This window comes from Burkholderia sp. Bp9012 (assembly GCF_003853825.1).
In the GTDB taxonomy this organism is placed as follows: domain Bacteria; phylum Pseudomonadota; class Gammaproteobacteria; order Burkholderiales; family Burkholderiaceae; genus Burkholderia; species Burkholderia diffusa.
Genome location: NZ_QTQA01000014.1, coordinates 43,691 through 69,331 on the forward strand (window position 1 = coordinate 43,691; position 25,641 = coordinate 69,331).

Sequence of the window (25,641 nt, forward strand, 5' to 3'; positions counted from 1 at the left end):
CGTGTTCATAAGATCATGCAAAACCGGCCGACGCGAGAAACGCGCGGCTCGCGGCGACGTCGCGCAGGCTCGTGCCGGCGTTGCGCGGGTCGCGCTCCTGCTCGATCGTGATGTAACCGGCGTAGCCGATCTCGTCGAGCGCCTGGCGGATCGCGCGGTAGTCGAGCACGCCGGTGCCGATCGGGCACATCACGCCGCGCGCGCACGCGGCGAAGAACGCGATGTGCTCGCCCATCACCGCGTCGTACACCGCCGCGTCGATATCCTTGAAATGCACGTAGTCGACGCGCGCCGCGTGACGGCGCAGCCAGGCTTCCGGCTCCATGCCCGAGTAGTACAGGTGGCCCGTGTCGAGACAGAGGCCGGCCGTGTCGGCCGGAATGTCCGCGACGATCCGGTCGATCTCGTCCGCGAACTCGATGTAGCCACCCGCGTGCGGATGAATCACCGCGCGCACGCCGAACTCGTCGCGCGCGATCGTCGCGATCTGCCGGATATGGTCGACCGTCGTCGACCAGCGCTCGTCCGACAGCCGCGGCGCACGATCGCCGTGGCCGGCCGCGTAGTCGCGTTCCTCGTGGCCCCAGTCCATCACGACCAGGTACGGCGCCGCATGGCGCTGGCCGTCCTGCGTCGGCAGCCTGGGCAGCCGCGTGATCAGCGCGCAGATGTCGCGGGTCTGGCGCAGCAGGTTCGGCAGGTTCTCCGGCGACACGAGATCGTCGAAGATCGTGCCGGCGGTGATGCTCAGGCGTTGCTGCTCGAGCTCGGCGCTCACCACGTCCAGTTCGAGCGGGATGTAGCCGTAGGGCCCCAGCTCGATGCCCGAGTAACCGGCCTGCGCGGCCTCGGCGAGCACCTGCCGCCACGGCGGCAGGTGCGGGTTCTTCACGTCGTCGACACCCCAGCAGCACGGTGCGCAGCCAATCTTCATCGTCATGTCGGTCGGTCCGTTAGACAAGCGGCGGGTGGCCGCGGATCAGCCGCGATAGAACGCGGGACGGTCGGCCATCGCGATCGGTTCGACCGCGCCGCTCTTCTGTGCGCGCACGCACGCATCGGCCGCGACCGCCGCTGCGTAGCCGTCCCACGCGGACGGCCCGGTCAGCGCGCCCTGCCGCACGCCGTCGATGAACGCCTGCAGCTCGACGTCGTACGACGCGATGAAGCGCTCCTTCCAGTCGGTCATGATCTCGACCGACTGCCGTGCCGCATGCTTGAGCCCGACGGCCGGCGGATCGGGCAGCTTTGCGATGCCCTGCTCGCCGACCACCTCGCACTGGATGTCGTAGCCGTACTGGCAGTTCACGAAGATCTCGACGTCGATGCGCACGCCGCTCGCGGTTTCGAGCAGCACGATCTGCGGATCGGCGAGATGCGCTAACGCATGGCGCGTCTTCTTCGGATAGACGACCTGCGCGCTCGTGTAATCCTCGCCGAGCAGCCAGCGCAACACGTCGAGTTCGTGGATCAGCGTGTCGGTGATCGCCATGTCGGTCGTGTAGCGCTCGCCGACCGACTGGTTGCGGTGCGCGCAATGCAGCATCAACGGTGCGCCGATTTCGCCGCTGTCGATCACGCGCTTCAGCGCGCGGTAGCCTTCGTCGTACGGCCGCATGAAGCCGACCTGCACGAGCCGCTTGCCGTGCGCGACTTCGGCTTCGACGATCCGCATGCAGCCGTCGGCCGTGACGGCCAGCGGCTTCTCGCAGAACACCGGCTTGCCGTGCGCGATCGCGTCGAGCACGAACGCTTCGTGCGTCGGCCCCCACGACGTGACGAGCACGGCCTGCACGTCGGCGGCCGCGACGACCTCGTGGCCGTCGCCGTAGATCTCCGCATCGAGCCCGTACTTCGTCACCGCGTCGCGCGCCTGCTGCGGATCGATGTCGTTGACGGCCACGACGCGCGCGCCGGACAGCGTGCGGGTCAGTCTGCGGATATGGTCCTGGCCGATCGCGCCGCAGCCGATCACGCCGATTTGCAAGGTCATCTACGAGTCTCCAGTCGTTCATCAGCGGCGCGGCCCGTGCCGCGCCGGTCAACAATCGGTCAGCGCGCGGTGCGGTCGAAATGGCGATCGACGTAGCGCTGGATGGTGTCGCGCATGTAGCGCGACGATGCTTCCGCGCGGTCCTCCCACGCGAACACGCACGACGACATCACGCCGTCGAAGCCGGCGGTGCCGAGCGCGCGGAAAAACACGTCCCAGTCGATCTCGCCCTGCCCGATGTCGAGATGCTGGTGCACACGGATCTGGTTCGAACCGGGCGGGTTCACGATGTAGCGCAGCTGGCTGCTCTTGCGGTGGTCGAACGTATCGGCCACGCGCGCGTGCGCGAGGATCGGCGCGGCCTGCGCGATCATCGCGGCCATGTCGTCGCCGTAGTAGAACGTGTGCGGCGCGATGTACGACAGCTTCAGCGACGGCGAGCCGAGGTTCGTGACGATGTCGATCGCCGGCTGCAGCTGCTCGATCCAGTCCTCCGGATGCGGCTCGACAGACAGCACGATGCGTTCGCGCTCCAGAATCGGCAGCAGTTCGTCCATCGACCGGAACCATGCGGCCTCGCACAGCTCCTTCGGGTTCGCCCCCGGCCGCTCGCCGACCGAGCGCTCGGGCGACGCGCCGCGCCCGAACTCCGACACCATCAGCGCGCACTCCATCTCGACCGCGACCTCGATCGCCTTCTTCCAGCACCGCACGGCCCATTGCCGCTCGTCGTCGAACGGGCTCGCCCAACGGTACATCGGCTGCAGCGACGCGAGGCCGACGCCGCTTGCGCGCATCGCCTGGCGGAACGCGGCCATGCGCTCGCGGGTCGCACGCGGCATCACCCACCAGTCGAGAAAGTCGCTGCGCGGCGACAACTCGATCTGGTCGTAGCCGAGCTCGGCCACCGCGTGCGGCAGCCGGTCGAGCGGCAGGTGGCGAATCATGTAGGGATCCAGCGCAATCTTCATCGGGCTTCCTTCGCGAATGGGGGTGGCTGACGCGAGCGCAGGCGTGCGCTCAGCGGCGCGACTTCTTGTTGCGATACTGGTCGGCGATCACGGCCGCGACGATGATCGCGCCCTTGACCATCTCCTGGTAATACGCGTCGATCCGGATGAACGTGAAGCCCGACGTCATCACGCCGAGGATCAGCACGCCGATCACGGTGCCCGTCACGCGCCCGAGACCGCCCGACAGCGACGTGCCGCCGATCACGACGGCCGCGATTGCGTCGAGCTCGTACATCACGCCCATGCCCGACTGGCCGGAGATCGCACGCGCGGCCGTCACGGTGCCGGCGATCCCGCTCAAGAGGCCCGCGATCGCATAGACGAACACCAGGTGACGCGTGACGTTGATGCCCGACACGACGGCCGCGTGACGGTTCGCGCCGATCGCGTACGTGTACTTGCCGAAGCGCGTGTAGCGCAGCACGACGTGAAAGATCGCGGCCACCACGACGAAGATGATGACCGGGTTCGCCCCCGCGCCGATCGCCGCGAACTGGTCGGTCAGCATCGACACCGGCATCCCGTTGGTGAACCACTTCGCGAAGCCGCGCGCGGCAACCATCGTGCCGAGCGTCGCGATGAACGGCGGGATTCCCGTCAGCGCGATCAGCGAGCCGTTCAGGAGGCCGACCAGCAGGCCGACGCACACGCCGGCCAGCACCGGCCAGATGATCGGCAGGTCGGTCAGGTGCGGGAACACCGCGCGCGGAAAATCGGATACCTGTGCGAGACTGGCCGACACGACGGCCGCCGCGGCGACGACCGACCCCGACGACAAGTCGATCCCGCTGGTGATGATCACGAGGTTCACGCCGACCGCGATGATGCCGATCACGGCCATCTGCAACACGATGATCTCGAGCCGCTCGGCGTTGAACAGGAAGCTCTGGCCGACGACGAGCCAGCCGATCACCTCGAAGAACAGGCTGATGCCCACCAGCACCAGAAAGATGCTCAGCTCGGGCGGCCACTTCGCGTGCCGCGTCTTGATCGTCATGGACTGCGCGTCCGCGACCGGATTCAGGTTGCCCATTTCAGTTGTCTCCATGCTTGTTGCGGCTCAGCGCGAGGCCAGGTCCATGATGCGGACCTGGTCGGCGTCCTTGCGCTCGACGATGCCGGTCATCCGGCCTTCGTGCATCACCATCACGCGGTCGCTCATGCCGAGCACTTCCGGCATTTCCGACGAGATCATCAGAACCGCGACGCCCTTGCCGGCGAGCGCGCTGACGAGCCGGTGGATCTCGGCCTTCGCGCCGACGTCGATCCCGCGCGTCGGCTCGTCGAGGATCAGGATGCGCGGTTGCGTCAGCAACCACCGGCCGATCAGCACCTTCTGCTGGTTGCCGCCCGACAGGTTCTGGATTTCCTCGTGCAGCCCCGGCGTCTTCACGCGCAACATCCGGCTCATTTCCTCGCAGTCGCGCTTCAACTGCGCCTGCCGCACGAAATTGAACTTCACGTAGCGATGGCTGAGCACCGCTGCTTCCATGTTCGCGAGCAGGTCGAGATTCAGGAAGCAGCCGGTGTCCTTGCGGTCCTCGGTGAGGAACGCCATCCCGTGCTTCATCGCCTGCGCGGGCGTGGAAATTCGCACCGGCTTGCCGTCGATCCGGATCTCGCCCGAGGTCGCCGGCACGACGCCGAACAGCGCCTCTGCGACGTTCGAGCGCCCCGACCCGACGAGGCCCGCCACACCGAGGATCTCGCCCGCGCGCAGCTCGAAGCTGACGTCGCGGAACACGCCGTCGACGCCGAGGTTCTTCACGGCCAGCACGACGTCGCCGATCGGCACCTCCTCCTTCGGGAACATCTGGGTGATCTCGCGGCCGACCATCATCCGGATGATGTCGTCGCGCGTGACATCGGTCGACGCATGCGTGCCGATGTACTTGCCGTCGCGGAACACCGAGAATTCGTCGGCGATCTCGAACAGCTCGTTCATCTTGTGCGTGATGTAGACGATGCCCTTGCCCTGCTCGCGCAGCTGGCGAATGATCCGGAACAGGTGTGTGACCTCCTTGTCGGTCAGCGCGGAAGTCGGCTCGTCCATGATCAGCACGTCCGAGTCGAACGACACGGCCTTCGCGATCTCGACCATCTGGCGGCTCGCGACCGTCAGTGTGCGCACGTCGGCTTCAGGGTCGATGTCGATCGACAGCCGCTCGAACAGCGCAGCGGTGCGGCGGCGCAGCTCGGCGTGATCGATCAGGCCGAAGCGGTTCTTCGGTTCGCGGCGGATCCAGATGTTCTCCGCGACCGTCATGTACGGCATCAGGTTGAGTTCCTGGTGGATCATCGCGATCCCGCGATCGAGCGCGTCGAGCGGGCCGCTCAGCACGACCGGCTCGCCGTTGATCAGGATCTCGCCCTGGTCGGGCGTGTAGACGCCGGCGATGATCTTCATCAGCGTCGACTTGCCGGCGCCGTTCTCGCCCATCAGCGCATGCACGGTGCCGCGACGCACGCGGAACTGCACGCCGTCGAGCGCGACGACGCCGGGAAACGACTTGCCGACGCCGCGCACCTCCAGCAGGCAATCGTCGACGGGCGCAGCGGACGAACCCGATGCGGCGAGCGAGGCGGCCGGCGCGCTTTCGCTGGCCATCGAGCGCGCCATCCTGGCTGTAAACATGGACGTTCCTCGAAATTCACACGCGAACCCGGACGCGCCGGGCTCGCGCAGTTCAGCGGAAAAACCGGTCAGTGCTTCGCGTACTGGTTCATGTTCTCGGGCGTGACGAGCTCGAACGGCACGTTCACGTAACGGTCGACCGGCTGCTTCTTCGCGAGCTTCAGCGCGGTCGCGACGGCCTGCGCACCCTGCCCGGCCGCGTTCTGGTACACGGACACCTTCAGGTCGCCGCTCTTCATCGCCGCGAGCCCGTCCGGCGTCGCGTCGATGCCCGCGACGACCGTCTTCGGCGTCAGCTTGCGCGCGGCCTTCAGCGCGTTGATCGCGCCGATCGCCATTTCGTCGTTGTTCGACACGATCGCGTCGAACTTCGTCCCGGAGCTCAGCCAGTTCATCGTGATGTCCTGGCCCTGCGTGCGGCTCCACTTGCCTTCGCGCTTGTCGACGATCTTCATGCCGGAACAGTCCTTGGTCGCGATCACGTCCTCGATGTCCTTGGTGCGGGCGCGGGCCGACTCGTTGGACAGCTCGCCCATCAGCACGAGGATGTCGCCCTTGCCGCCGAGCAGCTTGCACACCTGGCGCGCCTGCAGCGTGCCGGACTGTTTCTCGTCGGACGCGACCACCGCGACACCGGCCGGCAACTTCTCGAAATCGACCGGCTTGCGGTTCACGTAGACGAGCGGAATCTTCGCGGCGGTCACCATCTTCGTGATCTTCGGCGTCGCGTCGGTGTCGACCGCATTCACGATGATCGCGTCGACCTTCTGCGCGATCATGTTCTGGACCTGGCTCAACTGCTTGCCGACGTCGTTGCCGCCGTCCTCGATCTGTACGGTCGCGCCGTCCTTCTTCGCCGAATCGGCGATGCTGTTGCGCAGGATTGTCAGGAACGTGTCGTCGAACGATGCCATCGTCACGCCGATCTTCTCGGCATGCGCGAGCGGCATGGCCAGGATCGCGGCGGCCGCGGCGGCCATCAGCTTGGTCTTCATGATCACTCTGTCTCCTCATCTCCGGGGGGCGGAAAACGGCGCGTTGCGCGCCGCCGGGCCGAGTCCGATAACGGACTGAAGCATCCGGATGAAACTGTAGATCACTTCCTCGAATATTTGGAAATTTATTTCTACGTGATTTCACCTAGGGAACTGGATTTCCAAAAAGTCTAGACTCCGTTCCGTAGCCCGAGTCGTTGCGGCAGGCGCATTCGCGTCGCGTCGTGACATGCGACGAAGATCCGTCGCTGGATCGGTCCCCAATCCGCCGGCATGGTCGAACGCCGGCCGCGAGCGTGATACGTGATATGAGCCCGTTGAACTTTCCGACTGACCGCCCCGTCGATCTCGCCTGCCTCGGCCGCGTCGCCGTGGACCTTTACGCGCAACAATACGGCAGCCGCCTGGAAGACGCGCGCAGCTTCCAGATGTATCTCGGCGGCTCGTCGGGCAACGTCGCGTTCGGCGTCGCCCGGCTCGGGCTGAAGACCGCGATGATCTCGCGCGTCGGCGACGAGCAGATGGGCCGCTTCGTGCGCGAGACGCTCGACCGCGAAGGCTGCGACACGAGCCAGCTGCAGACGGATCCGGAACGGCTGACCGCGCTGGTGCTGCTCGGTCTGAAGGATCGCGACACGTTCCCGCTGCTGTTCGTGCGCGAGAACTGCGCGGACATGGCCCTGCGCGCCGACGAGATCCGCGAGGACTTCATCGCCGGTTGCCGCGCGCTCGCGATCACGGGCACCCATCTGTCGACGCCGGGCACCCGCGAGGCATCGCTGACCGCGCTCGGCTACGCGCGCCGCCACGGCGTCGTGCGGATCCTCGACATCGATTACCGGCCGGTGCTGTGGGGGCTGACCGCGCGCGGCGCGGGCGAAAACCGTTACGTGCCGGACGCGCAGGTCACACGGCAGTTGCAGCAGGTGCTCGGCGAATTCGATCTGCTGGTCGGCACCGAGGAAGAATTCCTGATCGCGGGCGGCGTGCCGCACGACCTGATCGCGTCGCTGCAGGCCGTGCGCCGCGCGAGCGGCGCGGCGCTGGTGGTCAAGCGCGGTGCGCTCGGCTGCTGCGTGATCGAGGGCGACATCCCTGCACGCATCGAGGATGCGCCGACCTTCCATGGCGAACGCGTCGAAGTGCTGAACGTCCTCGGCGCGGGCGACGCGTTCCTGTCGGGCCTGCTGTCCGGGCTGCTGCGCGGGCGCGACTGGGCCGAATCGACGCGCATCGCGAATGCGTGCGGCGCGATCGTCGTGTCGCGCCACGCGTGTTCGGCCGCGATGCCGACGCCGGCCGAGCTCGCGCACTGGTTCGGCGGCAGCCGCAATCCGCGGGTGGACGCCGATCGCACGCTCGCGCACCTGCATCGCGTGACGGTGCCGCGCCGCGAATGGGACGACCTGTGCGTGATGGCGTTCGACCATCGCAGCCAGTTCTACGAACTCGCGGTGCAGGCCGGCGCGGACGAGGCGCGGATCAAGACGCTGAAGCGCCTGCTCGTGCGCGCGGCCGAACAGGTCGAGCGCGATCGCCATATCGAAGGCCATGTCGGCGTGCTGATCGACGGCGGCGCGTACGGCAGCGACGCGCTCGCGTCGGCCACCGGCCGCGGCTGGTGGGTCGGCCGCCCGGTCGAACTGCCCGGCTCGCGGCCGCTGTGTTTCGACGACACGCGCTCGGTCGGCTCGTCGCTCACGCACTGGCCGACCGAGCAGGTCGTGAAGTGCCTCGTCCACTACCACCCCGATGACGACGTCGACCTGCGCGTCGCGCAGGAGCAGCGCGTGCTGGAGCTGTGGGAAGCCACGCGCGCGAGCGGCAACGAGTTGCTGCTGGAAATCATTCCGCCGCGCGCGGTCACGCCGGCCGGCACCGAGGACGACGCGGTGCTGCGCACGGTCGCGCGCTTCTACAACCTCGGCGTGATGCCCGAGTGGTGGAAGCTCGCGCCGATGAGCGCCGACGGCTGGGCGCGGCTCGAGACGCTGGTTGCCGAGCGCGACCCGTACTGCCGCGGCGCGGTGATCCTCGGGCTGAACCAGCCGCTGCAGTATCTCGTCGACAGCTTCCGCTCGGCGACCAACCCGATCGTCAAGGGCTTCATGGTCGGCCGTACGCTGTGGGCCGACGCGTCGCTGCACTGGCTCGCCGGCCGGATCGACGACCAGGCGCTGATCGACGAAGTGGCCGGCAATTTCGCGCAGCTGGTCGACGCCTGGCTCGGCCGCCGCGCCGCCGCGCGCACCGCGGCAGCAGCCTGATGCAGATGTCCGTGACGACCACCCGACTCCTCTTGATCGACAGACGATGACCACCACCGTGAGACTGACCGTCAGCCAGGCGCTCGTGCGCTACCTGGCCGCCCTGCGCGCCGAAGTCGTCCAGCCGGACGGCCGCACCGAAATCCTGCCGTACTGCGGCGGCGTCTTCGCGATCTTCGGGCACGGCAACGTGGCCGGGCTCGGCGAAGCGCTGCACGCCGAAAAGGACCGGCTGCCGACGTTCCGCGCGCACAACGAGCAAGGCATGGCGAATGCGGCCGTCGCGTTCGCGAAAGCGAATTTCCGCCAGCGAATGATGGCGGTGACGTCGAGCATCGGCCCCGGCGCGACCAACATGCTGACCTCCGCCGCGCTCGCGCACGTCGGCCGGCTGCCGCTGTTGCTGCTGCCCGGCGACGTGTTCGTGTCGCGGTTGCCCGACCCGGTGCTGCAGCAGATCGAGGATTTCGAACAGGGCGACGTCAGCGCGAACGACTGCTTCCGGCCGGTGACGCGCTACTTCGACCGGATCACGTCGCCGGAACAGCTGCTCGTGGCGCTGCCGCGTGCGATCCAGGTGATGACCGATCCCGCACAGTGCGGACCCGTGTGTCTCGCGCTGCCGCAGGACGTGCAGACCTTCGCGTACGACTGGCCGGAGGATTTCTTCGCGCCACCGGTGATCCGGATGCGCCGGCCGCCCGCGGACTCGCTCGAACTCGCGGATGCGCTGGACGTGCTGAAGGCCGCGAAGAAGCCGCTGATCGTCGCCGGCGGCGGCGTGCTGTACAGCCAGGCATGGGACGCGCTGCGCACGTTCGCCGACACGCATGGCGTGCCGGTCGCCGAATCGCAGGCCGGCAAGGGCAGCCTCGCGTGGGACCACCCGCTGAACCTCGGCTCGATCGGCGTGACGGGCTCGCCTGCCGCGAACCGCGCGGCCGCACAGGCCGACGTGGTGTTCGCGGTCGGCACGCGCCTGCAGGACTTCACGACCGGCTCGCACGCGCTGTTCGGCAACGCGACGCTGCTGAGCCTGAACGTGCAGCCGTTCGACGCGGGCAAGAAACGCGGCCGGCAATTGATCGCCGACGCGCGCACCGGCCTCGGCCAGCTGTCGGCCGCGCTCGCGGGCTGGCAGGCGGATGCGGCGTGGACCGCCGCGAACCGCGACCAGGCCGCCGCGTGGAACGCGCGCGTGACCGAGCTGACCACGCGCGTGCCGAAGGACACGCTGCCGTACGACGCGGAAGTGATCGGCGCGGTGCGCGACTCCGCGGCCGACGCGGGGCACGACAGCGCGCGCGACGATCTCGTCGTGTGCGCGGCCGGCACGCTGCCAGCCGAGCTGCACAAGCTGTGGCGCAGCGGCGTGCCGGGCAACTATCACATGGACTACGCGTACTCGTGCATGGGCTACGAGGTCGCGGGCGGCCTCGGCGCGAAGCTCGCGCGGCCCGAGCGCGAAGTGATCGTGATCGTCGGCGACGGCTCGTACATGATGCTCAACGCGGAGCTCGCGACGTCCGTGATGCTCGGCCGCAAGATCATCGTCGTGATCCTCGACAACCGCGGCTACGGCTGCATCGAGCGGCTGCAACTGAACTGCGGCGGCGCGAGCTTCAACAACATGCTCGACGACTGCGTGCCCGAGGGCGGCGAACGCTCGACGATCGACTTCGCGATGCATGCGCGCGCGATGGGCGCCGAAGCCGTGCACGTGCGCGACGTCGGCGAGCTGCGCGGCGAAATGAAGCGTGCGCGCGCGGCGAAGACGAGCCAGGTCATCGTGATCGACACGACGCACGAGCGCACGACCGCGGACGGCGGCGCGTGGTGGGAAGTCGCGGTGCCGCAAGTGTCCGCGCGCGCCGGCGTCGACGATGCGCATCGCGCGTATCTCGACGCGAAGACCCGGCAGCGGCGCTGACACGCTTTCCGTTTCAATCCGCCGCTCCGCGACAACAACATTCGAACCAAGGAAGCAAGTCATGAGCTGGAACGTTCGCATCGGTATCAATCCCCTGTCGTGGATGAACGACGACCTGCCGTCGCTCGGCGGCGAGACGCCGCTCGAGACGGCGCTGAAGGAAGGCGCCGAAATCGGCTATGCGGGCTTCGAGCTTGGCAACAAGTTTCCGAAGACGGGCCCCGAGCTGAAGGCGAAGCTCGCCGAATTCGGGCTCGTATGCGTGTCGGGCTGGTATTCGGGCTTCCTCGCGGAAGTCGAACCGGGCATGAGCGACGCCGATGCGCTCGCCGCCGAAATCGAGCGCTGCCGCGCGCACATGACGAAGCTGCAGTTCAACGACGTGAAGGTCGCGGTGTACGGCGAATGCGCGGGCACGATCCAGGGCCGCATCGACACGCCGGTCGCGAAGCGTCCGCGTTTCGTCGACGATGAAGCCTGGCGACGCTATGCGGCACGCCTCGACGCATTCGGCGCGCACCTGCTCGAGACCTACGGGATCAAGCTCGCCTACCATCACCACATGGGCGCTTACGTCGAATCGCCCGCCGACGTCGACCGGCTGATGGCGCTGACCGATCCGGCGAAGGTGTTCCTGCTGTTCGACACCGGTCACGCGTATTTCGGCGGCGCGGCCGATCCCGTCGCACTGCTGAAGAAACACGTGTCGCGCGTCGTGCACGTGCACTGCAAGGACGTGCGGCCGCAGGTCGTCACGCAGGCGCGCAACGGCGGCTGGAGCTTCCTGAACGGCGTGATCAACGGCACCTTCACGGTGCCGGGCGACGGCGCGCTCGATTACGAAGCGACGCTTCGCACGCTGAAGGACGCCGGCTACGAAGGCTGGCTCGTGGTCGAGGCCGAGCAGGACCCGGCCGTCGCGCCGAGCTATCAGTATGCGAAGAAGGGCTACGAATCGCTGCGCGCGATCGTCGACCGGTTGAGCGCGTAAGCCCTGTCACCCCGCTGTCACCCCATTGCGGAGCCCCGTTCCATGACGATTTCTCCCCTGCTGGTCAAAGCATCCGCCGACCGCGAAATCTGCAACGTGACGCCCGAGTCGGCCGGCTGGAAACATGTCGGCTTTCGCGCGCTGCGCCTGAAGGCCGGCGACACCGAAACGCTCGATACCGGCGCGCGCGAACTGTGCGTCGTCGTGCTCACCGGTACGCTGCGCGCGCAAGTCGACGGCGAGACGTACGATGCGCTCGGCAAGCGCGACAGCGTGTTCGAGGAAGTGTCGCCGGACGCGCTGTACGTGCCGGGCGGCAAGACCGTCACGCTGGTCGCGACGCGCGATGCGGAAGTCGCGCTGTGCACCGCGCCTTACGCGAGCGGCGACAAGCGCGTGCAGCGCCTCGACGGCGAACGGATGCGGCGCGCGGTGCGCGGGCACGGCACCAACACGCGCTACGTGTGCGACATCCTGATGGGCGACAATCCGGCCGCCGACCGGCTGCTCGTCGTCGAAGTGATCACGCCCGCGAGCCACTCGAGCAGCTATCCGCCGCACAAGCACGATCGCGACGCGGCGCCGGACGAGACGTCGCTCGAGGAAACCTATTACCACCGGATCGATCCGCCGCAGGGTTTCGCGTTTCAGCGCGTGTACACGGACGACCGCAGCCTCGACGAGGCGTGCGCGGTCGAGAACCACGACGTGGTGCTGGTGCCGCGCGGCTATCACCCGGTGGTCGCGCCGCATGGCTACAACCTGTACTACCTGAACGTGATGGCCGGGCCGAGCCGCGCGTGGGCATTCAAGAACGACCCCGCGCACGAATGGATGCTCGACGCGGCACCCGGGCGCTGACGCATCGATGCGCTGAACGATCGACGGCCGGCGCGCGAGACGCAGGATGAAAACGCGTGCGTGAGCCGCATTTGCGACGACACGGAGTTGCCATGGCGACCACCTTCCCCCGTTTCGCACCCGCGCCCATCTGCGACATCGCGTCGACGCCGATGCTGTCGCACTTCGATGCCGACGTCGCGCGCCGGCTCGGCGACATCGCCATCAATCTCGCGGCGCGCCGCGGGCTGCCGATCGCGGTCGGCATCGTCGGTGAAGCCGCGCCGCTGTTCTATTGCGCGCTGGACGGCAGCCGCGCCAACGACAGCGACGCGATCCGCCGACGACAGAACACGGTGTTCCGTTTCGGCGTCAGTTCGTTCGAGGTCGGCGCGCGCTTTCGCCGCGCCGGCTGGTCGTTGCAGTCGCAGGGATTGTCGGACGCCGACTATGCGCTCGATGGCGGCGGCGTGCCGTTGCGGCTTGCCGGCGGCGGCATCGTCGGCGCGATGACCATCGCAGGGCTCGACGACGCACGCGATCACGCACTCGTCATCGAGAGCCTGCGCTGGCATGTCGGCGCGAACGCGATCGCGATGATCGCGTAGCCGCGCGCGCCGACTCGCGCGATCAGTGCAGCCCGCCGCTCGCGACGAGGCGCTCGCCGGTCAGCCAGCGGGAGTCGTCCGATGCGAGGAACACGGCGACCGACGCGATGTCGTCCGGCTCGCCGAGGCGGCCGAGCGGCGTCTGGCTGCGCACCTGCTTCTCGAGATCCGAGCCGATGATGCCCGCGCTGTGCGTGCCTTCGGTCACGATCATGCCCGGGTTGATCGCGTTCACGCGGATCTTGCGCGGGCCGAGCTCGAGCGCGAGCACGCCGGTGATGGCGTCGACGGCGCCCTTGGTGCCGCTGTACACGGCGCTCGCGGGCGGCGTGATGCTCGTCACGACCGAGCTGATGTTGATGATGCTCGCGCCTTCGCCGAGATGCTTGACGGCGGCCTGCGTCGTCAGCAGCACGCCGAACACGTTTGTGTCGAACTGCCGGCGGTAGTGCTCTTCGGTGATCGCCTCGATCGGCGCGAACTCGTAGACGCCGGAGTTGTTGACCAGCACGTCGAGACGGCCATAGTTTTCGATAGCGGCATCGACGATGCGCTGCGCGTCCGTTGCCTTCGACACGTCGCCGCCCACCGCGACCGCACGGCCGCCCGTTTCGACGATCGCGCTCACGACGGCGTCGGCACCGGCCTTGCTGCTCGCGTAGTTCACGACGACCGACGCGCCTTCGGCGGCCAGCGCCTTCGCGATCGCGGCGCCGATTCCCTTGGACCCGCCCGTGACGATCGCTACCTTGCCTGTCAGCTTGCTCATGATTTCATTCCTCAGTCGGAAGACATTCGATGGATGAGGGCCGGTTGCCGCGTGCGCGGCGCGCCGGCCTTGCTGGCAATATTCGCGGTTCGCGCGACGGCGATAAAGCGGCTCGACACGAATTGACTGGCGGGGTTTGCCGAACAATCGGCGCGCTTGCGCTCAACCGGCACTCAGCCACGCACTGACGACGTCGGCGCCGAGCGCGCCGAGCGCGCCGTCGTAGACGATCCGTCCCCGCCCCATCACCGCGACGCGCCGCGCGAGCCGCGGCGCGAGTTGCAGCCGCTGCTCGATCAGCAGGATCGCGACGCCGTCGGCCTGCAGCGCGGCGAGACAGGCGCCCACCTCGTCGACCGCGAGCGGCGCGAGCCCTTCGGCCGGTTCGTCGACGATCAGCACGCGCGGGCGGCCCGCGAGCGCGCGCACCAGCGCGAGCACCTGCTGTTCGCCGCCCGACAGCCGTCCGGCCTTCACGTCCGCCCGCGCGGCCAGCAGCGGAAAGCGCGCGAGCAACCGGTCGAGCGCCGCGCGTTCGGCCGTGCCGTGCACGCCGCGCAGCCCGAGCCGCAGGTTGTCGCGCACGCTCAGTAGCGGAAACACGTCGCGGCTTTCGGCAACGTAAGCGACACCGCGCCGCGCGATCTCGAAGGTGCGCGCGCCCGCGCATTCGGCGCCGGCGACGCGCACCGAACCCGCCGTGCGCACGAGTCCCATCACGGCCTTCGCGAGCGTCGAGCGGCCCGAGCCGTTGCGGCCGAGCAGCGCGAGCGTCTCGCCAGGCGCGAGCGCGAGATCGACACCGTCGAGCACGGGTTGCATCCTGTACCACGCGCGCAGGCCACGAATGTCGAGCAGCACGCTCATGCGCCCTCGCCAAGATAGGCAGCGCGCACGGCCCGGTCCGCGCGGATCGCGTCGGGCGCGCCGGTTGCGACCACCGCGCCGCGCACGAGCACCGTGATGCGCTCGGCGAAGCCGAACACCGCATCCATGTCGTGCTCGATCATCAACACCGTGCGGCCCTGCGTCGTCGCACGGATCAGCGCGATCATCCGCGCCGCCTGGTCGCGGTTCATGCCGGCCGTCGGTTCGTCGAGCAGCAACGTGCGCGCGCCGCTCGCGAGCGCGATGCCGAGATCGAGCGCGCGCTGCTCCGCATAGCCGAGTTCGCCGGCCGGCGTGTCGCGCCGCCCATCGAGACCGATGTCGCTCAGCACACGCGCGGCCACGCGATCGACCGACGCGGATTCGCGCAGCCGGTTCCACCAGCGCGGCCGCTCGGCCGGCGCATGCAGCGCCGCGCAGCGCAGGTTGTCGAACACGCTCAATCGTGCGAACACGCTCGTCTGCTGAAAACTGCGGCCGACGCCGAGCCGGCTCGCCACGATCGGCCCGCGCCCGCGCAGCTCGACGCCGTGCAGCAGGACGCGCCCGCGCGTCGGCCGCGTCGCGCCGGCGATCACGCCGAACAGCGTCGACTTGCCCGCGCCGTTCGGCCCGATCAGCGCGTGACGCTCGCCGGCCGGGACGTTCAGCTCGACGCCGTCGAGCACGGTCTGCACACCGAAGCGCTGCACGATCCCGTGCAACTCGATCGCGCTGCCGCTCATCGCCCGTCCCCCCGCTTGCCTTGCCCGTGGCTCTGGAACCGTGCACGCCAGCCCCACAGCAACGTGCCGATGCCGGCCGCCGAGCATGCGACGGCCCAGCCCGCCGGCGCATCGGCGTCGATGCCCCACGCGCCGAACGCGATGCCCGTGCCGTCGTCCTGCGCGAAGCGCCATGCATAGCCGAGCTCGGCCGCGCAGACGATCGCGACGGCCCAGAACGCACATGCGCCGACGCCACACAGCACGCGCCAGCGCTCGGCGGGAGGTGCGTCGCCGCGCAACGCATGCGCCAGCGTCTGCGCGATGCCCGCGATCCCGCGCGGCGCCGCGACGACGACCGCGACGAACAGGAGGCCGAGATACAGCGCCCATGCGCGCGACACGCCCGCGACGACGACGCTCAGCGCGGTCAGCACCACCGCGCCGGCCGCCGGCCCGAAGAATGTGCCGGTGCCGCCGATCACTGCTGCAATCAGCACGGTCGCCGAACGCGCCATCGACACGCTGTCGGGCGTCGCGATCTCGACGTCGATCAGCGTCAACGTGCCGGCAATGCCCGCAAAGAACGACGCGCAGGTCACCATCGCAAGCCGCACGCGACGCGGCTCGGTGCCGAGCGCGGCAACGCGCGCGGGGTTGTCGCGCACCGCGTTCGCGAGCCGCGCGAGCGGCGTGCGCGTCAGCGCGTGCATCGCCACCGCGGAGACGATGCACCATGCGGCAATCACGGCGTAGGCCTGCGTTTGCGCGCCGAAATGCCAGCCGCCCAAAGGCGTGCCGCTCGCGCGGTCGATCGGTACGCCGCCGAGGCCGCCGAACCACGCCGGCACGCTCCACGCCGCAGCCGCGACGCACTCGCCGAGGCCGAGCGTGATCATCGCGAACACGGTGCCCGCGCGGCGTGTCGCGAGCAGTCCGGCGATGAACCCGAAGCCCGCGCCGGCCACGCCGCCGACGAGCGGCAACAGCGGCAGCGGGCCGCCGACATGATTGAACCAATGCGCGGCGGCGAATGCGCCAAGGCCCGCGAAGGCTGCATGACCGAACGACAGCAGCCCCGTCGTACCGAGCTGCAGGTTGTACGACAGCGCGAGCACGACGAGCGCGGCCGTCTGTGCGAGATAGCCAAGCACCGCGCCGTGCGGCCACAGCCACGCGGGCAGCGCGACGCACGCGGCGAACAGCACCCAGCGCAGTGCGCCGGCCCGTGCGCGGCTAGCCATCGACACGCTCGCCGAACAGTCCGCGCGGGCGGGCGACCAGCACCGCGACGAGCAGCAGGTACGGGACCAGCGGTGCGAGCTGCGCGATCGACACGGCAGCGACGCTGTCGGGCAGCGCGACACCCGACCATTGCGCGAGGTCGCGCAGCGACGTGTCGCTGGCCGCCGCGAAGGTCTGCGCGAAGCCGACCGCAAGCGACGCGACGAACGCGCCGCCGAGCGAGCCGAGCCCGCCGATCACGACGACCGCGAACACCACCGACCCGACGGTCTCGGCCAGCGCCGGTTCGATCACCGCAAGCGGCGCGCCGATCACGCCGGCCAGCGCCGCGAGCGCGGTGCCGGCGCCGAACAGGCCCGTCATCACGCCCGGCACGTCGTAGCCGAGCGCCTCGACGGCCGCGCGGTGCGTGAGCGCGGCGCGCACGACGAGCCCGATGCGCGACGCGCGCAGCAGCGCGCCGAGCGCGACCAGCATCGCCGCGGCAATCGCCATCATGAAGAGCCGGTAGCGCGGCAGCGCGAGGCCGAACACGGCCACGGGCGCACCGTCGAACAGCGGCGGCACCGGCGCCGGCAGCGGCGCGAGGCCCCACAGGAGTTTCGCGCCCTCGCCGATCAGGTACGCGAGCCCGACGGTCAGCAGCAGTTCGCTCGTGTGTCCATGCGGCTGTACGCGACGCAGCAGCCAGCGCTCGCAGCCGGCGCCGAGCAACCCGACCGCGAGCGGCGCGAGCGCGAGCGCGGCCCAGAAACCCGCGCGGGCCGCGATGCTGTATCCAATGTATGCGCCGAGCATGTAGAAGCTCGCGTGCGCGAAGTTGAGCACGCCCTGCACGCTGAAGATCAGCGTGAGGCCAGCCGACAGCATGAACAGCAGCAACCCGTAGCTGAGGCCATTGAACGCCTGGAGCGCGAACGCGTGCACGCCGCGCGCCCGTCAGCCGGCGAGCGGTTCGAGCGCCGCGCGCAGCGCGTCGGGCAGCGGCACCGGGCGGCGTGTGCCGCGATCGACGTACACGTGCACGAAATGCCCTTGCGCGGCCGGCGCGGCTTCCCCAGCCGCGAACAGTCCGATCTCGTAGCGCACACTCGACGTGCCGAGCTTCGCGACGCGCAGCCCCGCATCGACCGACTGCGGAAACACGAGCGGCGCGAAGTAGTTGCACTGCGTCTCGACCACGAGCCCGATCGTCTGCCCGTGCTCGACGTCGAGCACACCCGCGCGGATCAGGTATTCGTTCACGACGGTGTCGAAGTAGCTGTAGTAGACGACGTTGTTCACGTGCCCATAGACGTCGTTGTCCATCCAGCGGGTCGTGATCGGCAGGAAGTGGCGATAGGCGTCGCGGGAACGCGGCTGCGGCTTGTCGGACATGGCGATGGCAGTCAGGATGAAGAAGGCGCAGCGGACGGCGCGCGATGGCCGTTCGCGACGGCGCGCCGGCCAACGGCGGGATGCCGCGTCGCGATCGCGCGCGGCGCGGCGGATGACATTCCGGGAGCGGCGCGGCCCGTCACTGCCCCGCTCGATCGACGAATTCGAAATCGAGGCCGCGCGCGCGCATCCAGTCGGCCAGCGCGTAGCCGGTGCCGGCGCGCCACGGGCGCAGCAACGGCGGCTCGACGAGCCGGTATTCGAGCAGCTCCGGCGACAGCGCGACGGTGCCCGACGCGCGCACGTGGTACGCGATGATCAGCTCGTTCTTGCGCATGAATTCATAGACGCCGACCAGCGTGACCTGCTCGGCCTTCAGCGCGGTTTCCTCGAACACCTCGCGCGCGATGCCGTCCTCGGGCGTCTCGCCGTTCTCGAGGAAACCGGTGATCAGCGCGAACATCCCCTCCGGCCAGGCCGCATTGCGCGCGAGCAGGATCTTGCCGTCGAGCTCGACGATCGCGGCCACCACCGGCAGCGGGTTGTTCCAGTGCACGTAGCCACACTCGTCATCCGGGCAGGCCTGGCGGACGCGCCCGCCCTCGTGTTCGGGATCGGCGCGCTCGGTCAGCGGACGCGCGCAGCGCGGGCAAAAACGGTAGTCGGCGATGGTCATCGATGGGGATCTGGCAGGCGCCGACGGCGGCCGGCAAGCCGCCTCGCACGCCCGCTCGGCGCAGGAAAGGCTTCATTCTAGCGAGTTTGCCCGCGTCGCTGACGATCCGGCCCCGATGATGTCAGGGTTGCATGCGCGGTTGCGCACGCCCGCGTGCGGCCGTCGCCGCGAAGCCGGCGGCACCGACGAGCAAGGCACCCGCCGCGACCCACAGCGCCGGCGAGAACGACCCGAAACGCGCGGTCAGCGGCGCCGCGACGAGCGGGCCGAGAATCTGCCCGACCCCGTAGGACGCGGTCGCATAGCCCATCAGCCCGGCCGCGCGTTCGCCGTGCAGCCGCCGGGCCTCGCGCATCGCGAACAGCGTGATGGCGGTGAACGGCAGGCCGAGCAGCGCGCTCCCGATCGAGAAGCCCACCGCATTCGGCCACACGATCCCCGCCGCGATCCCGAGCGCCTGCGTCGCGCAACCGGCGGCGAGCAGCAGCCGGTTGTCCCAATGGCCGGGCAGCCGCGCGGCCGCGATCGCGCCGACGATCAGCGCCGCGCCGAACATCGGCCAGAACAGGTCCGGCCACGGCGAGCCGGCCGGCAGCGCGGCGCGCGCGATCACTGGCAGGAACGTCGCGGTGATGATGTAGCCGAAACCCGGCATCCCGTACAGGACGACGAGCCATGCGGCGTCGGCCCGATGGCGCCGCGCGTCGTGCGGTGCCGCGTCCGTCGCCGCATGCAGGACGGGCGCGGCCGACGTGGCGCCTGCCGCCGCCGGCACCGGCGCGCTGCCGAACGTGCGACAGATCGCGATCGACAACACCGCCGACAACGCCGCGAAGCCGAGCCAGCCGGGCGCGGCGCGATGGCCGGCCAGTGCGCTGCCGATCAGGCCCGTCAGCACGATGCCGACGCCGGGCCCCGCGTAGATCACCCCGCTCCATTCGGGCGCGTGCAGTTCGGCGAGCCGCCGCAGCCCCCATTGCGACACGAACACGAACGTCCATGCGCTGACGACGCCCGCGACGAAGCGCACCACGAGCCACACCGGCAGCACATGGCCGATGCCCATCGCGGCGGTCAGCAGCACGGTGGCGGCAAGCCCGAAGCGCACCATCCGCGCGGGCGCGACGCGCATCGCCGCGCAACTGACCGCGCCGACGAAATAGCCCGCGTAGTTCGCCGACGCGAGCCAGCTGCCGGCTTTCAGGCCGATCGAGCCGTCGGCGAGCATCAGCGGCAGCAGCGGCGTGAACGCGAAGCGGCCGATGCCGAGCGCGACGGCAAGCCCGATCATGCAGGCAAGCGCGACCGCGCGGGCGCGACGGTCGGCGTCATCGGAAAGGGGTACGCCGGCGGCGCTCGGAGCATCGGAACGGGACATGGCGGCATGGGCCGCGCGGGTTGCGCAACGGCCGGAACGAGAATCGGATTGCTTGTATCGTAGCTTGACCGAACGTTCTCTAAAAACGAATAATTGAGAATCCAGCAATCTCACGGAGAGAATCATGGACCTGGCGGCGCTGGCGATTTTCAGGGCCGTCGTGCGCGAGAACGGCATCACGCGCGCGGCGGCGAAGCTCAATCGCGTGCAGTCGAACGTGACGACGCGCATCAAGCAGCTCGAGGAGGAACTCGGCGCGGCGCTGTTCGTGCGCGACGGCCGCCGGCTCGTGCTGACGCCGGCCGGGCATACGCTGCTGCCGTACGCGGAGCGACTGCTCGAGCTTGCCGACGAGGCGCGCGACGCCGTGCGCGAGGATACGCCGCGCGGGCGGCTGCGGCTCGGCACGATGGAAAGCACGGCCGCGAGCCGGCTGCCGGCCGTGCTCGCGCGCTATCACCATGCGTGGCCCGACGTGTCGCTGGAACTCGTGACCGGCACGACCGGCTGGCTGATCGACAAGGTGCGCGACTTCGAGGTCGACGCGGCGCTGTTCGCGAGGCCGCCCGAGCCGGACACGCTGCCCGACACGTTCGAGACGGTGCCCATCTTCCGCGAGGACCTGGTGCTGCTGACGCCGCGCGGCCATCCGCCGGTGCGCACGCCGCGCGACGTGATCCTGCCGACGCTGATCGCGTTCGAGCGCGGCTGCACGTACCGGAAGTATGTCGAGCGATGGTATGCGGCGCACGGGATGAAACCCGCGCGCGTGCTCGAACTGGGTTCGTATCACGCGATCGTCGCGTGCGTCGCGGCCGGTGCGGGCGTCGCGGTCGCGCCGCGCTCGGTGCTCGAGCTTCAGCCCGAGACCGGCAACGTCGCCGCCCACAGGATCGCGGAACTCGAAGCAATCGACACGCTGCTCGCGTGGCGGCACGGTTACGCGTCGGCGGCACTCGCCGCGTTGCGCGATGCGCTCGGCGATGCCGCGCGGCAGTCGGGAGATTCGCCCTCGTTGCCGGCAACGGCATTACCGGCCTGATTCCGCCGCGCCGACGCGCCGGCATGCGCTCATCCTGCGCACCGGCAAAAACAAAACGACCCGACCGGCCACCGCCGATCGGGTCGTTTTCTCGTGCGCTGCGACGGGGTCAGCAAGACCGCATCGCATCAGCCATGCCGATCAAAGACGCTCTTCAACCCAGCCCTTGACGCCTGCCAGCGCGCCCGGCAGGTTCGCCGGTTCCGTGCCGCCTGCCTGCGCCATGTCCGGACGGCCGCCGCCCTTGCCGCCCACCTGCTGCGCGACGAAGTTCACGAGCTCGCCGGCCTTGACCTTCTTGCTCGCGTCCGGCGTGACGCCCGCGATCAGGCTGACCTTGCCGCCTTCGACGGCCGCGAGCACGATCGCCGCGCTCTTCAGCTTGTCCTTCAGCTTGTCGACCGTTTCGCGCAGCGTCTTCGCGTCGGCACCGTCGAGCGTCGCCGCGAGCACGTACACACCGCCAATTTCGACGGCCTGCTGCGCGAGTTCATCACCCTGGCTCGATGCGAGCTTCGACTTCAGCGCGCCCAGTTCCTTCTCGAGCGACTTCACCTGGTCCTGCACCTGCGCGATGCGCTGCGTGAGCTCCGACGGCTGTGCCTTCAGCGCCGCCGCCGCCTGGTTCACGCGGGCGTCGAGCTCCTGCACATAGCGCACCGCGTTGTCACCGGTGATCGCCTCGACGCGGCGGATGCCGGCCGCGACGCCGCCTTCGACGACGATCTTGAAGAAGCCGATATCGCCGGTGCGGTGCACGTGCGTGCCGCCGCACAGTTCGCGCGAGAAGCCGAGGTCGAGCACGCGCACTTCGTCGCCGTACTTCTCGCCGAACAGCGCCATCGCGCCGCCCTTCACCGCTTCGTCATACGGCATCACGCGCACGATGCCCGGCGCGTTCGCGAGGATTTCGTTGTTGACGATCTGCTCGACGCGACGGATTTCGTCGTCGGTCATCGGCGCGTTGTGCGCGAAGTCGAAGCGGGTTTTCTCCGCGTCGACGAGCGAACCCTTCTGCTGCACGTGCGCGCCGAGTACTTCACGCAGCGCCTTGTGCATCAGGTGGGTGGCCGAGTGGTTGCGCTGGGTGCGCGCGCGGCGGTGCGCGTCGATTTCCGCGCGCAGCACGTCGCCGATCTTCAGCGTGCCCTGTTCGAGCGTGCCGTGGTGGCCGATCACGTCGGCCTGCACCTTCAGCGTGTCGGCCACCGCGAAGCGCGTCGACGCATTCGCGAGCACGCCCTGGTCGCCGACCTGGCCGCCCGATTCCGCGTAGAACGGCGTGTGGTCGAGCACGACGACCGCATCCTGGCCGTGCTTCACTTCGTTGACGGCAGAACCGTCGACGTACAGCGCGACGACCTTCGCGTCGTCGAACGCGATTTCCTCATAGCCGTGGAAGGTGGTCTTCGCGCCCGAGTATTCGAGGCCCTGCGTGGCCTTGAACTTGCCGGCCGCGCGCGCCTGTTCGCGCTGGCGCGCCATCGCGTCGTCGAACGCCGGCTCGTCGACCGTCATCCCGCGCTCGCGGCACACGTCGGCCGTGAGGTCGAGCGGGAAGCCGTAGGTGTCGTGCAGCTTGAACGCGAGTTCGCCGTCGAGCACCTTGCCGCCCTTCGCCTCGACATCCGCGAGCGCGGCCTCGAGGATCGACATCCCGTGTTCGATCGTCTCGAAGAAGCGCTCTTCTTCCTGACGCAGCACGTCCGTCACGCGCTGTTCGGCTTCCTTCAGTTCCGGATACGCGGCGCCCATCTCGGCGACGAGGTCGGCCACCAGCTTGTGGAAGAACGAGCCCTTGCGACCGAGCTTGTAGCCGTGGCGGATCGCGCGGCGCACGATGCGGCGCAGCACGTAGCCGCGGCCTTCGTTGCCGGGGATCACGCCGTCGACGATCAGGAACGAGCACGCGCGGATGTGATCGGCGATCACCTTCAGCGAGTTGTTGTTCAGGTCGCTGATCTCGGTCACGCGCGCGGCGGCCTTGATCAGGTTCTGGAACAGGTCGATCTCGTAATTGCTATGCACGTGCTGCAGCACCGCGGCGAGACGCTCGAGGCCCATGCCGGTGTCGACCGACTGCTTCGGCAGGCGCGTCATGTTGCCCTGCGCGTCGCGGTTGAACTGCATGAATACGAGGTTCCAGATCTCGATGTAGCGGTCGCCGTCTTCTTCGGGCGATCCCGGCGGACCACCCCAGACGTCCGGGCCGTGGTCGTAGAAGATTTCCGTGCACGGGCCGCACGGGCCCGTGTCGCCCATCGTCCAGAAGTTGTCCGACGCGTAGCGCGTGCCCTTGTTGTCGCCGATGCGGATGATCCGCTCGGTCGGCACGCCGACTTCCTTCGCCCAGATGTCGTAGGCTTCGTCGTCTTCCTGGTAGACGGTGACCCACAGCTTTTCCTTCGGCAGCTGGTAGACCGTGGTCAGCAGTTCCCACGCGAACTTGATCGCGTCATGCTTGAAGTAGTCGCCGAACGAGAAATTGCCGAGCATCTCGAAGAACGTGTGGTGGCGCGCCGTGTAGCCGACGTTCTCGAGGTCGTTGTGCTTGCCGCCCGCGCGCACGCTGCGCTGCGCCGTGGTGGCGCGCGAGTACGGACGCGGGTCCGTGCCGAGGAACACGTCCTTGAACTGGACCATGCCCGAGTTCGTGAACATCAGCGTGGGGTCGTTACCGGGCACGAGGCTCGACGAGCGGACGATCGTGTGGCCCTTCGATTCGAAGAATTTGAGGAATTTCTCGCGGATTTCGGCAGCTTTCATGGCGTGCGGGGAATGTCTGGCTGAGACGGCTTCAAACGCCGGCCGTCCTCGCGGACGCACGGCGGGCAAATATCGTAAACGATCGATTATACGATACAGACCGGCGCCCCAGACGGCAGCGGCCCGGCGCGGCGGACGACCGGCCTGGGCCACCCTTGCGGCCGATTCGCCTTAAGATGCTCGGCATGCCAATCCGCCTTGCCCCGGCCAGGCGAGCCATGAAAGGAGACGATTCGACGATGGGTGCCTTGAGCCATATCCGCGTGCTTGACCTGACCCGCGTGCTCGCGGGCCCGTGGTGCGCGCAGACGCTCGCCGACTTCGGCGCGGACGTAATCAAGGTCGAGCGCCCCGGCGCCGGCGACGACACGCGCCACTGGGGGCCGCCGTACCTGAAGGACGCGAACGGCGACGATACGGCGGAGGCCGCGTACTATCTCGCGGCGAACCGCAACAAGCGCTCGGTGACGATCGACATCGCGACGCCGGAAGGCCAGCAGATCGTGCGCGAGCTCGCCGCGCAGAGCGACGTCGTGCTCGAGAACTACAAGGTCGGGCAGTTGAAGAAGTACGGGCTCGATTACGAATCGCTGCGCGCGGTGAAACCCGATCTCGTCTACTGCTCGGTCACGGGCTTTGGCCAGACGGGCCCGTACGCGCACCGCGCGGGCTACGACTTCATCGTCCAGGGAATCGGCGGATTCATGAGCATCACCGGCGAGCGCGACAGCGAGCCGGGCGGCGGCCCGCAGAAGGCCGGCGTCGCGATCGCCGATCTCGCGACGGGCCTCTACTCGACGATCGCGGTACTCGCCGCGCTTGCGCACCGCGACCGGACGGGCGAAGGCCAGTACATCGACATGGCGCTGCTCGACGTGCAGGTCGCGCTGCTCGCGAACATGAACACCAACTTCCTTGCGAGCGGTAAGCCGCCGGTGCGCTGGGGCAACGCGCACCCGAACATCGTGCCGTACCAGACGTTCCAGACGAGCGACGGCTGGATCATCGTCGCGGTCGGCAACGACGGGCAGTTCCGCAAGTTCGTCGAGGCCGGCGGCCGGCCCGAGCTGGCCGACGACGAACGGTTCGCGACCAACCCGTCGCGCGTGCGCCATCGCGATACGCTGGTGCCGATCCTCGCCGAGATGGTGAAGACGCGCGGCAAGGCCGACTGGATCGGCGCGCTCGAAGCGGCCGGCGTGCCGTGCGGGCCGATCAACGAGCTCGACGAGGTGTTCGACAACGAGCAGGTGGTCGCGCGCGGGATGCAGGTATCGCTGCCGCACCCGTGCGGCGCGGACGTGAAGCTCGTGCGCAATCCGATCCGGATGAGCGCGACGCCGCCCGATGCGCGCACCGCCCCGCCGCTGCTCGGCGCGCAAACGGAAGACGTACTGCGCGACATGCTCGGCTACGACGCGGCGCGCATTGCGGCGCTGAAGGCGAAGCAGGCGATCTGAACCGACCCGGACGAGTGCGCCGCGGCGCCTCCGGAGACACGCGGCGGCGTGCCCGAGCGCCGGC

22 protein-coding genes are annotated in these 25,641 nt (G+C 68.9%); 7 read left to right on the forward strand and 15 right to left on the reverse strand.

Features of this window, described 5'->3' with window-relative positions; translation table 11 throughout:
• Positions 1–13: 13 nt before the first annotated feature.
• From DIE11_RS19895 to DIE11_RS19920, 6 genes are all read right to left on the reverse strand, one after another.
• Positions 14–940 (reverse strand): TIM barrel protein, encoded by a 927-nt coding sequence (locus DIE11_RS19895; RefSeq protein WP_124626522.1) that lies wholly within the window; start codon positions 938–940, stop codon positions 14–16.
• Between the two features lie 39 nt (positions 941–979).
• Entirely contained in the window at positions 980–1,993 is a 1,014-nt protein-coding gene (locus tag DIE11_RS19900; RefSeq protein ID WP_124626524.1) for a Gfo/Idh/MocA family protein, read from the reverse strand.
• 59 nt (positions 1,994–2,052) lie between these two features.
• On the reverse strand, positions 2,053–2,964 hold the full coding sequence (locus DIE11_RS19905; protein ID WP_059606530.1) for a sugar phosphate isomerase/epimerase family protein: 912 nt from the start codon (positions 2,962–2,964) through the stop codon (positions 2,053–2,055).
• A gap of 49 nt (positions 2,965–3,013) precedes the next feature.
• Complete coding sequence (locus DIE11_RS19910; RefSeq protein ID WP_014722872.1) at positions 3,014–4,039, reverse strand: ABC transporter permease; 1,026 nt, start codon at positions 4,037–4,039, stop codon at positions 3,014–3,016.
• 27 nt (positions 4,040–4,066) lie between these two features.
• Positions 4,067–5,641 (reverse strand): sugar ABC transporter ATP-binding protein, encoded by a 1,575-nt coding sequence (locus DIE11_RS19915; RefSeq protein ID WP_124626526.1) that lies wholly within the window; start codon positions 5,639–5,641, stop codon positions 4,067–4,069.
• A 68-nt stretch (positions 5,642–5,709) separates the two neighbouring features.
• Positions 5,710–6,636, reverse strand: a complete 927-nt coding sequence (locus DIE11_RS19920) for a sugar ABC transporter substrate-binding protein (protein ID WP_059606524.1) — start codon at positions 6,634–6,636, stop codon at positions 5,710–5,712.
• A gap of 308 nt (positions 6,637–6,944) precedes the next feature.
• On the opposite strand from DIE11_RS19920, the gene iolC reads away from it, so the two are divergent.
• The 5 genes from iolC (at position 6,945) to DIE11_RS19945 (ending at position 13,272) form a co-directional block, all read left to right on the forward strand.
• Positions 6,945–8,903: a bifunctional 5-dehydro-2-deoxygluconokinase/5-dehydro-2-deoxyphosphogluconate aldolase gene (gene iolC, locus DIE11_RS19925; protein WP_124626528.1), complete on the forward strand. Its 1,959-nt coding sequence runs from the start codon at positions 6,945–6,947 to the stop codon at positions 8,901–8,903.
• A 46-nt stretch (positions 8,904–8,949) separates the two neighbouring features.
• A complete protein-coding gene (gene iolD, locus DIE11_RS19930; RefSeq protein WP_124626529.1) occupies positions 8,950–10,833 on the forward strand; it encodes a 3D-(3,5/4)-trihydroxycyclohexane-1,2-dione acylhydrolase (decyclizing) in 1,884 nt (627 codons plus the stop codon).
• 61 nt (positions 10,834–10,894) lie between these two features.
• Positions 10,895–11,824: a myo-inosose-2 dehydratase gene (gene iolE / locus DIE11_RS19935; RefSeq protein ID WP_124626532.1), complete on the forward strand. Its 930-nt coding sequence runs from the start codon at positions 10,895–10,897 to the stop codon at positions 11,822–11,824.
• A gap of 42 nt (positions 11,825–11,866) precedes the next feature.
• Entirely contained in the window at positions 11,867–12,685 is an 819-nt protein-coding gene (iolB, locus tag DIE11_RS19940) for a 5-deoxy-glucuronate isomerase (RefSeq protein ID WP_124626534.1), read from the forward strand.
• Between the two features lie 92 nt (positions 12,686–12,777).
• Positions 12,778–13,272: a heme-degrading domain-containing protein gene (locus DIE11_RS19945; protein ID WP_124626535.1), complete on the forward strand. Its 495-nt coding sequence runs from the start codon at positions 12,778–12,780 to the stop codon at positions 13,270–13,272.
• Positions 13,273–13,294: 22 nt separating this feature from the next.
• On the opposite strand, the gene DIE11_RS19950 is transcribed toward DIE11_RS19945, so the two are convergent.
• The 8 genes from DIE11_RS19950 to DIE11_RS19985 all read right to left on the reverse strand — a co-directional run bounded on the left by DIE11_RS19950 (position 13,295) and on the right by DIE11_RS19985 (position 20,309).
• Positions 13,295–14,041, reverse strand: a complete 747-nt coding sequence (locus DIE11_RS19950) for a glucose 1-dehydrogenase (protein WP_124626537.1) — start codon at positions 14,039–14,041, stop codon at positions 13,295–13,297.
• 162 nt (positions 14,042–14,203) lie between these two features.
• On the reverse strand, positions 14,204–14,908 hold the full coding sequence (locus tag DIE11_RS19955) for an ABC transporter ATP-binding protein (RefSeq protein ID WP_124626545.1): 705 nt from the start codon (positions 14,906–14,908) through the stop codon (positions 14,204–14,206).
• Positions 14,905–15,654 carry an ABC transporter ATP-binding protein gene (locus DIE11_RS19960; protein WP_124626547.1) on the reverse strand — a complete coding sequence of 250 codons (750 nt, stop codon included), beginning with the start codon at positions 15,652–15,654 and terminating at the stop codon, positions 14,905–14,907. Before DIE11_RS19960 ends, DIE11_RS19955 begins: the two co-directional genes overlap by 4 nt.
• Positions 15,651–16,877, reverse strand: a complete 1,227-nt coding sequence (locus tag DIE11_RS19965) for a branched-chain amino acid ABC transporter permease (protein ID WP_124626549.1) — start codon at positions 16,875–16,877, stop codon at positions 15,651–15,653. The genes DIE11_RS19960 and DIE11_RS19965 overlap by 4 nt, the downstream gene beginning before the upstream one ends.
• Positions 16,870–17,805 (reverse strand): branched-chain amino acid ABC transporter permease, encoded by a 936-nt coding sequence (locus DIE11_RS19970; protein ID WP_124626551.1) that lies wholly within the window; start codon positions 17,803–17,805, stop codon positions 16,870–16,872. Before DIE11_RS19970 ends, DIE11_RS19965 begins: the two co-directional genes overlap by 8 nt.
• Positions 17,806–17,817: 12 nt before the next feature.
• Positions 17,818–18,255 (reverse strand): thioesterase family protein, encoded by a 438-nt coding sequence (locus DIE11_RS19975; protein ID WP_059606502.1) that lies wholly within the window; start codon positions 18,253–18,255, stop codon positions 17,818–17,820.
• Between the two features lie 139 nt (positions 18,256–18,394).
• Positions 18,395–18,931 carry an NUDIX domain-containing protein gene (locus DIE11_RS19980; RefSeq protein ID WP_059606500.1) on the reverse strand — a complete coding sequence of 179 codons (537 nt, stop codon included), beginning with the start codon at positions 18,929–18,931 and terminating at the stop codon, positions 18,395–18,397.
• A gap of 121 nt (positions 18,932–19,052) precedes the next feature.
• On the reverse strand, positions 19,053–20,309 hold the full coding sequence (locus tag DIE11_RS19985) for a YbfB/YjiJ family MFS transporter (protein ID WP_124626553.1): 1,257 nt from the start codon (positions 20,307–20,309) through the stop codon (positions 19,053–19,055).
• 124 nt (positions 20,310–20,433) lie between these two features.
• Here DIE11_RS19985 and DIE11_RS19990 point away from each other — a divergent pair, with 124 nt between their 5' ends.
• Entirely contained in the window at positions 20,434–21,351 is a 918-nt protein-coding gene (locus tag DIE11_RS19990; protein WP_124626555.1) for a LysR family transcriptional regulator, read from the forward strand.
• Positions 21,352–21,492: 141 nt separating this feature from the next.
• Here DIE11_RS19990 and alaS read toward each other — a convergent pair whose 3' ends face one another.
• Positions 21,493–24,117 carry an alanine--tRNA ligase gene (gene alaS, locus DIE11_RS19995; RefSeq protein WP_124626709.1) on the reverse strand — a complete coding sequence of 875 codons (2,625 nt, stop codon included), beginning with the start codon at positions 24,115–24,117 and terminating at the stop codon, positions 21,493–21,495.
• A 239-nt stretch (positions 24,118–24,356) separates the two neighbouring features.
• Between alaS and DIE11_RS20005 the strand changes: the two genes are divergently transcribed.
• Positions 24,357–25,577: a CaiB/BaiF CoA-transferase family protein gene (locus DIE11_RS20005; RefSeq protein ID WP_124626557.1), complete on the forward strand. Its 1,221-nt coding sequence runs from the start codon at positions 24,357–24,359 to the stop codon at positions 25,575–25,577.
• The last annotated feature ends 64 nt before the right edge of the window (positions 25,578–25,641 follow it).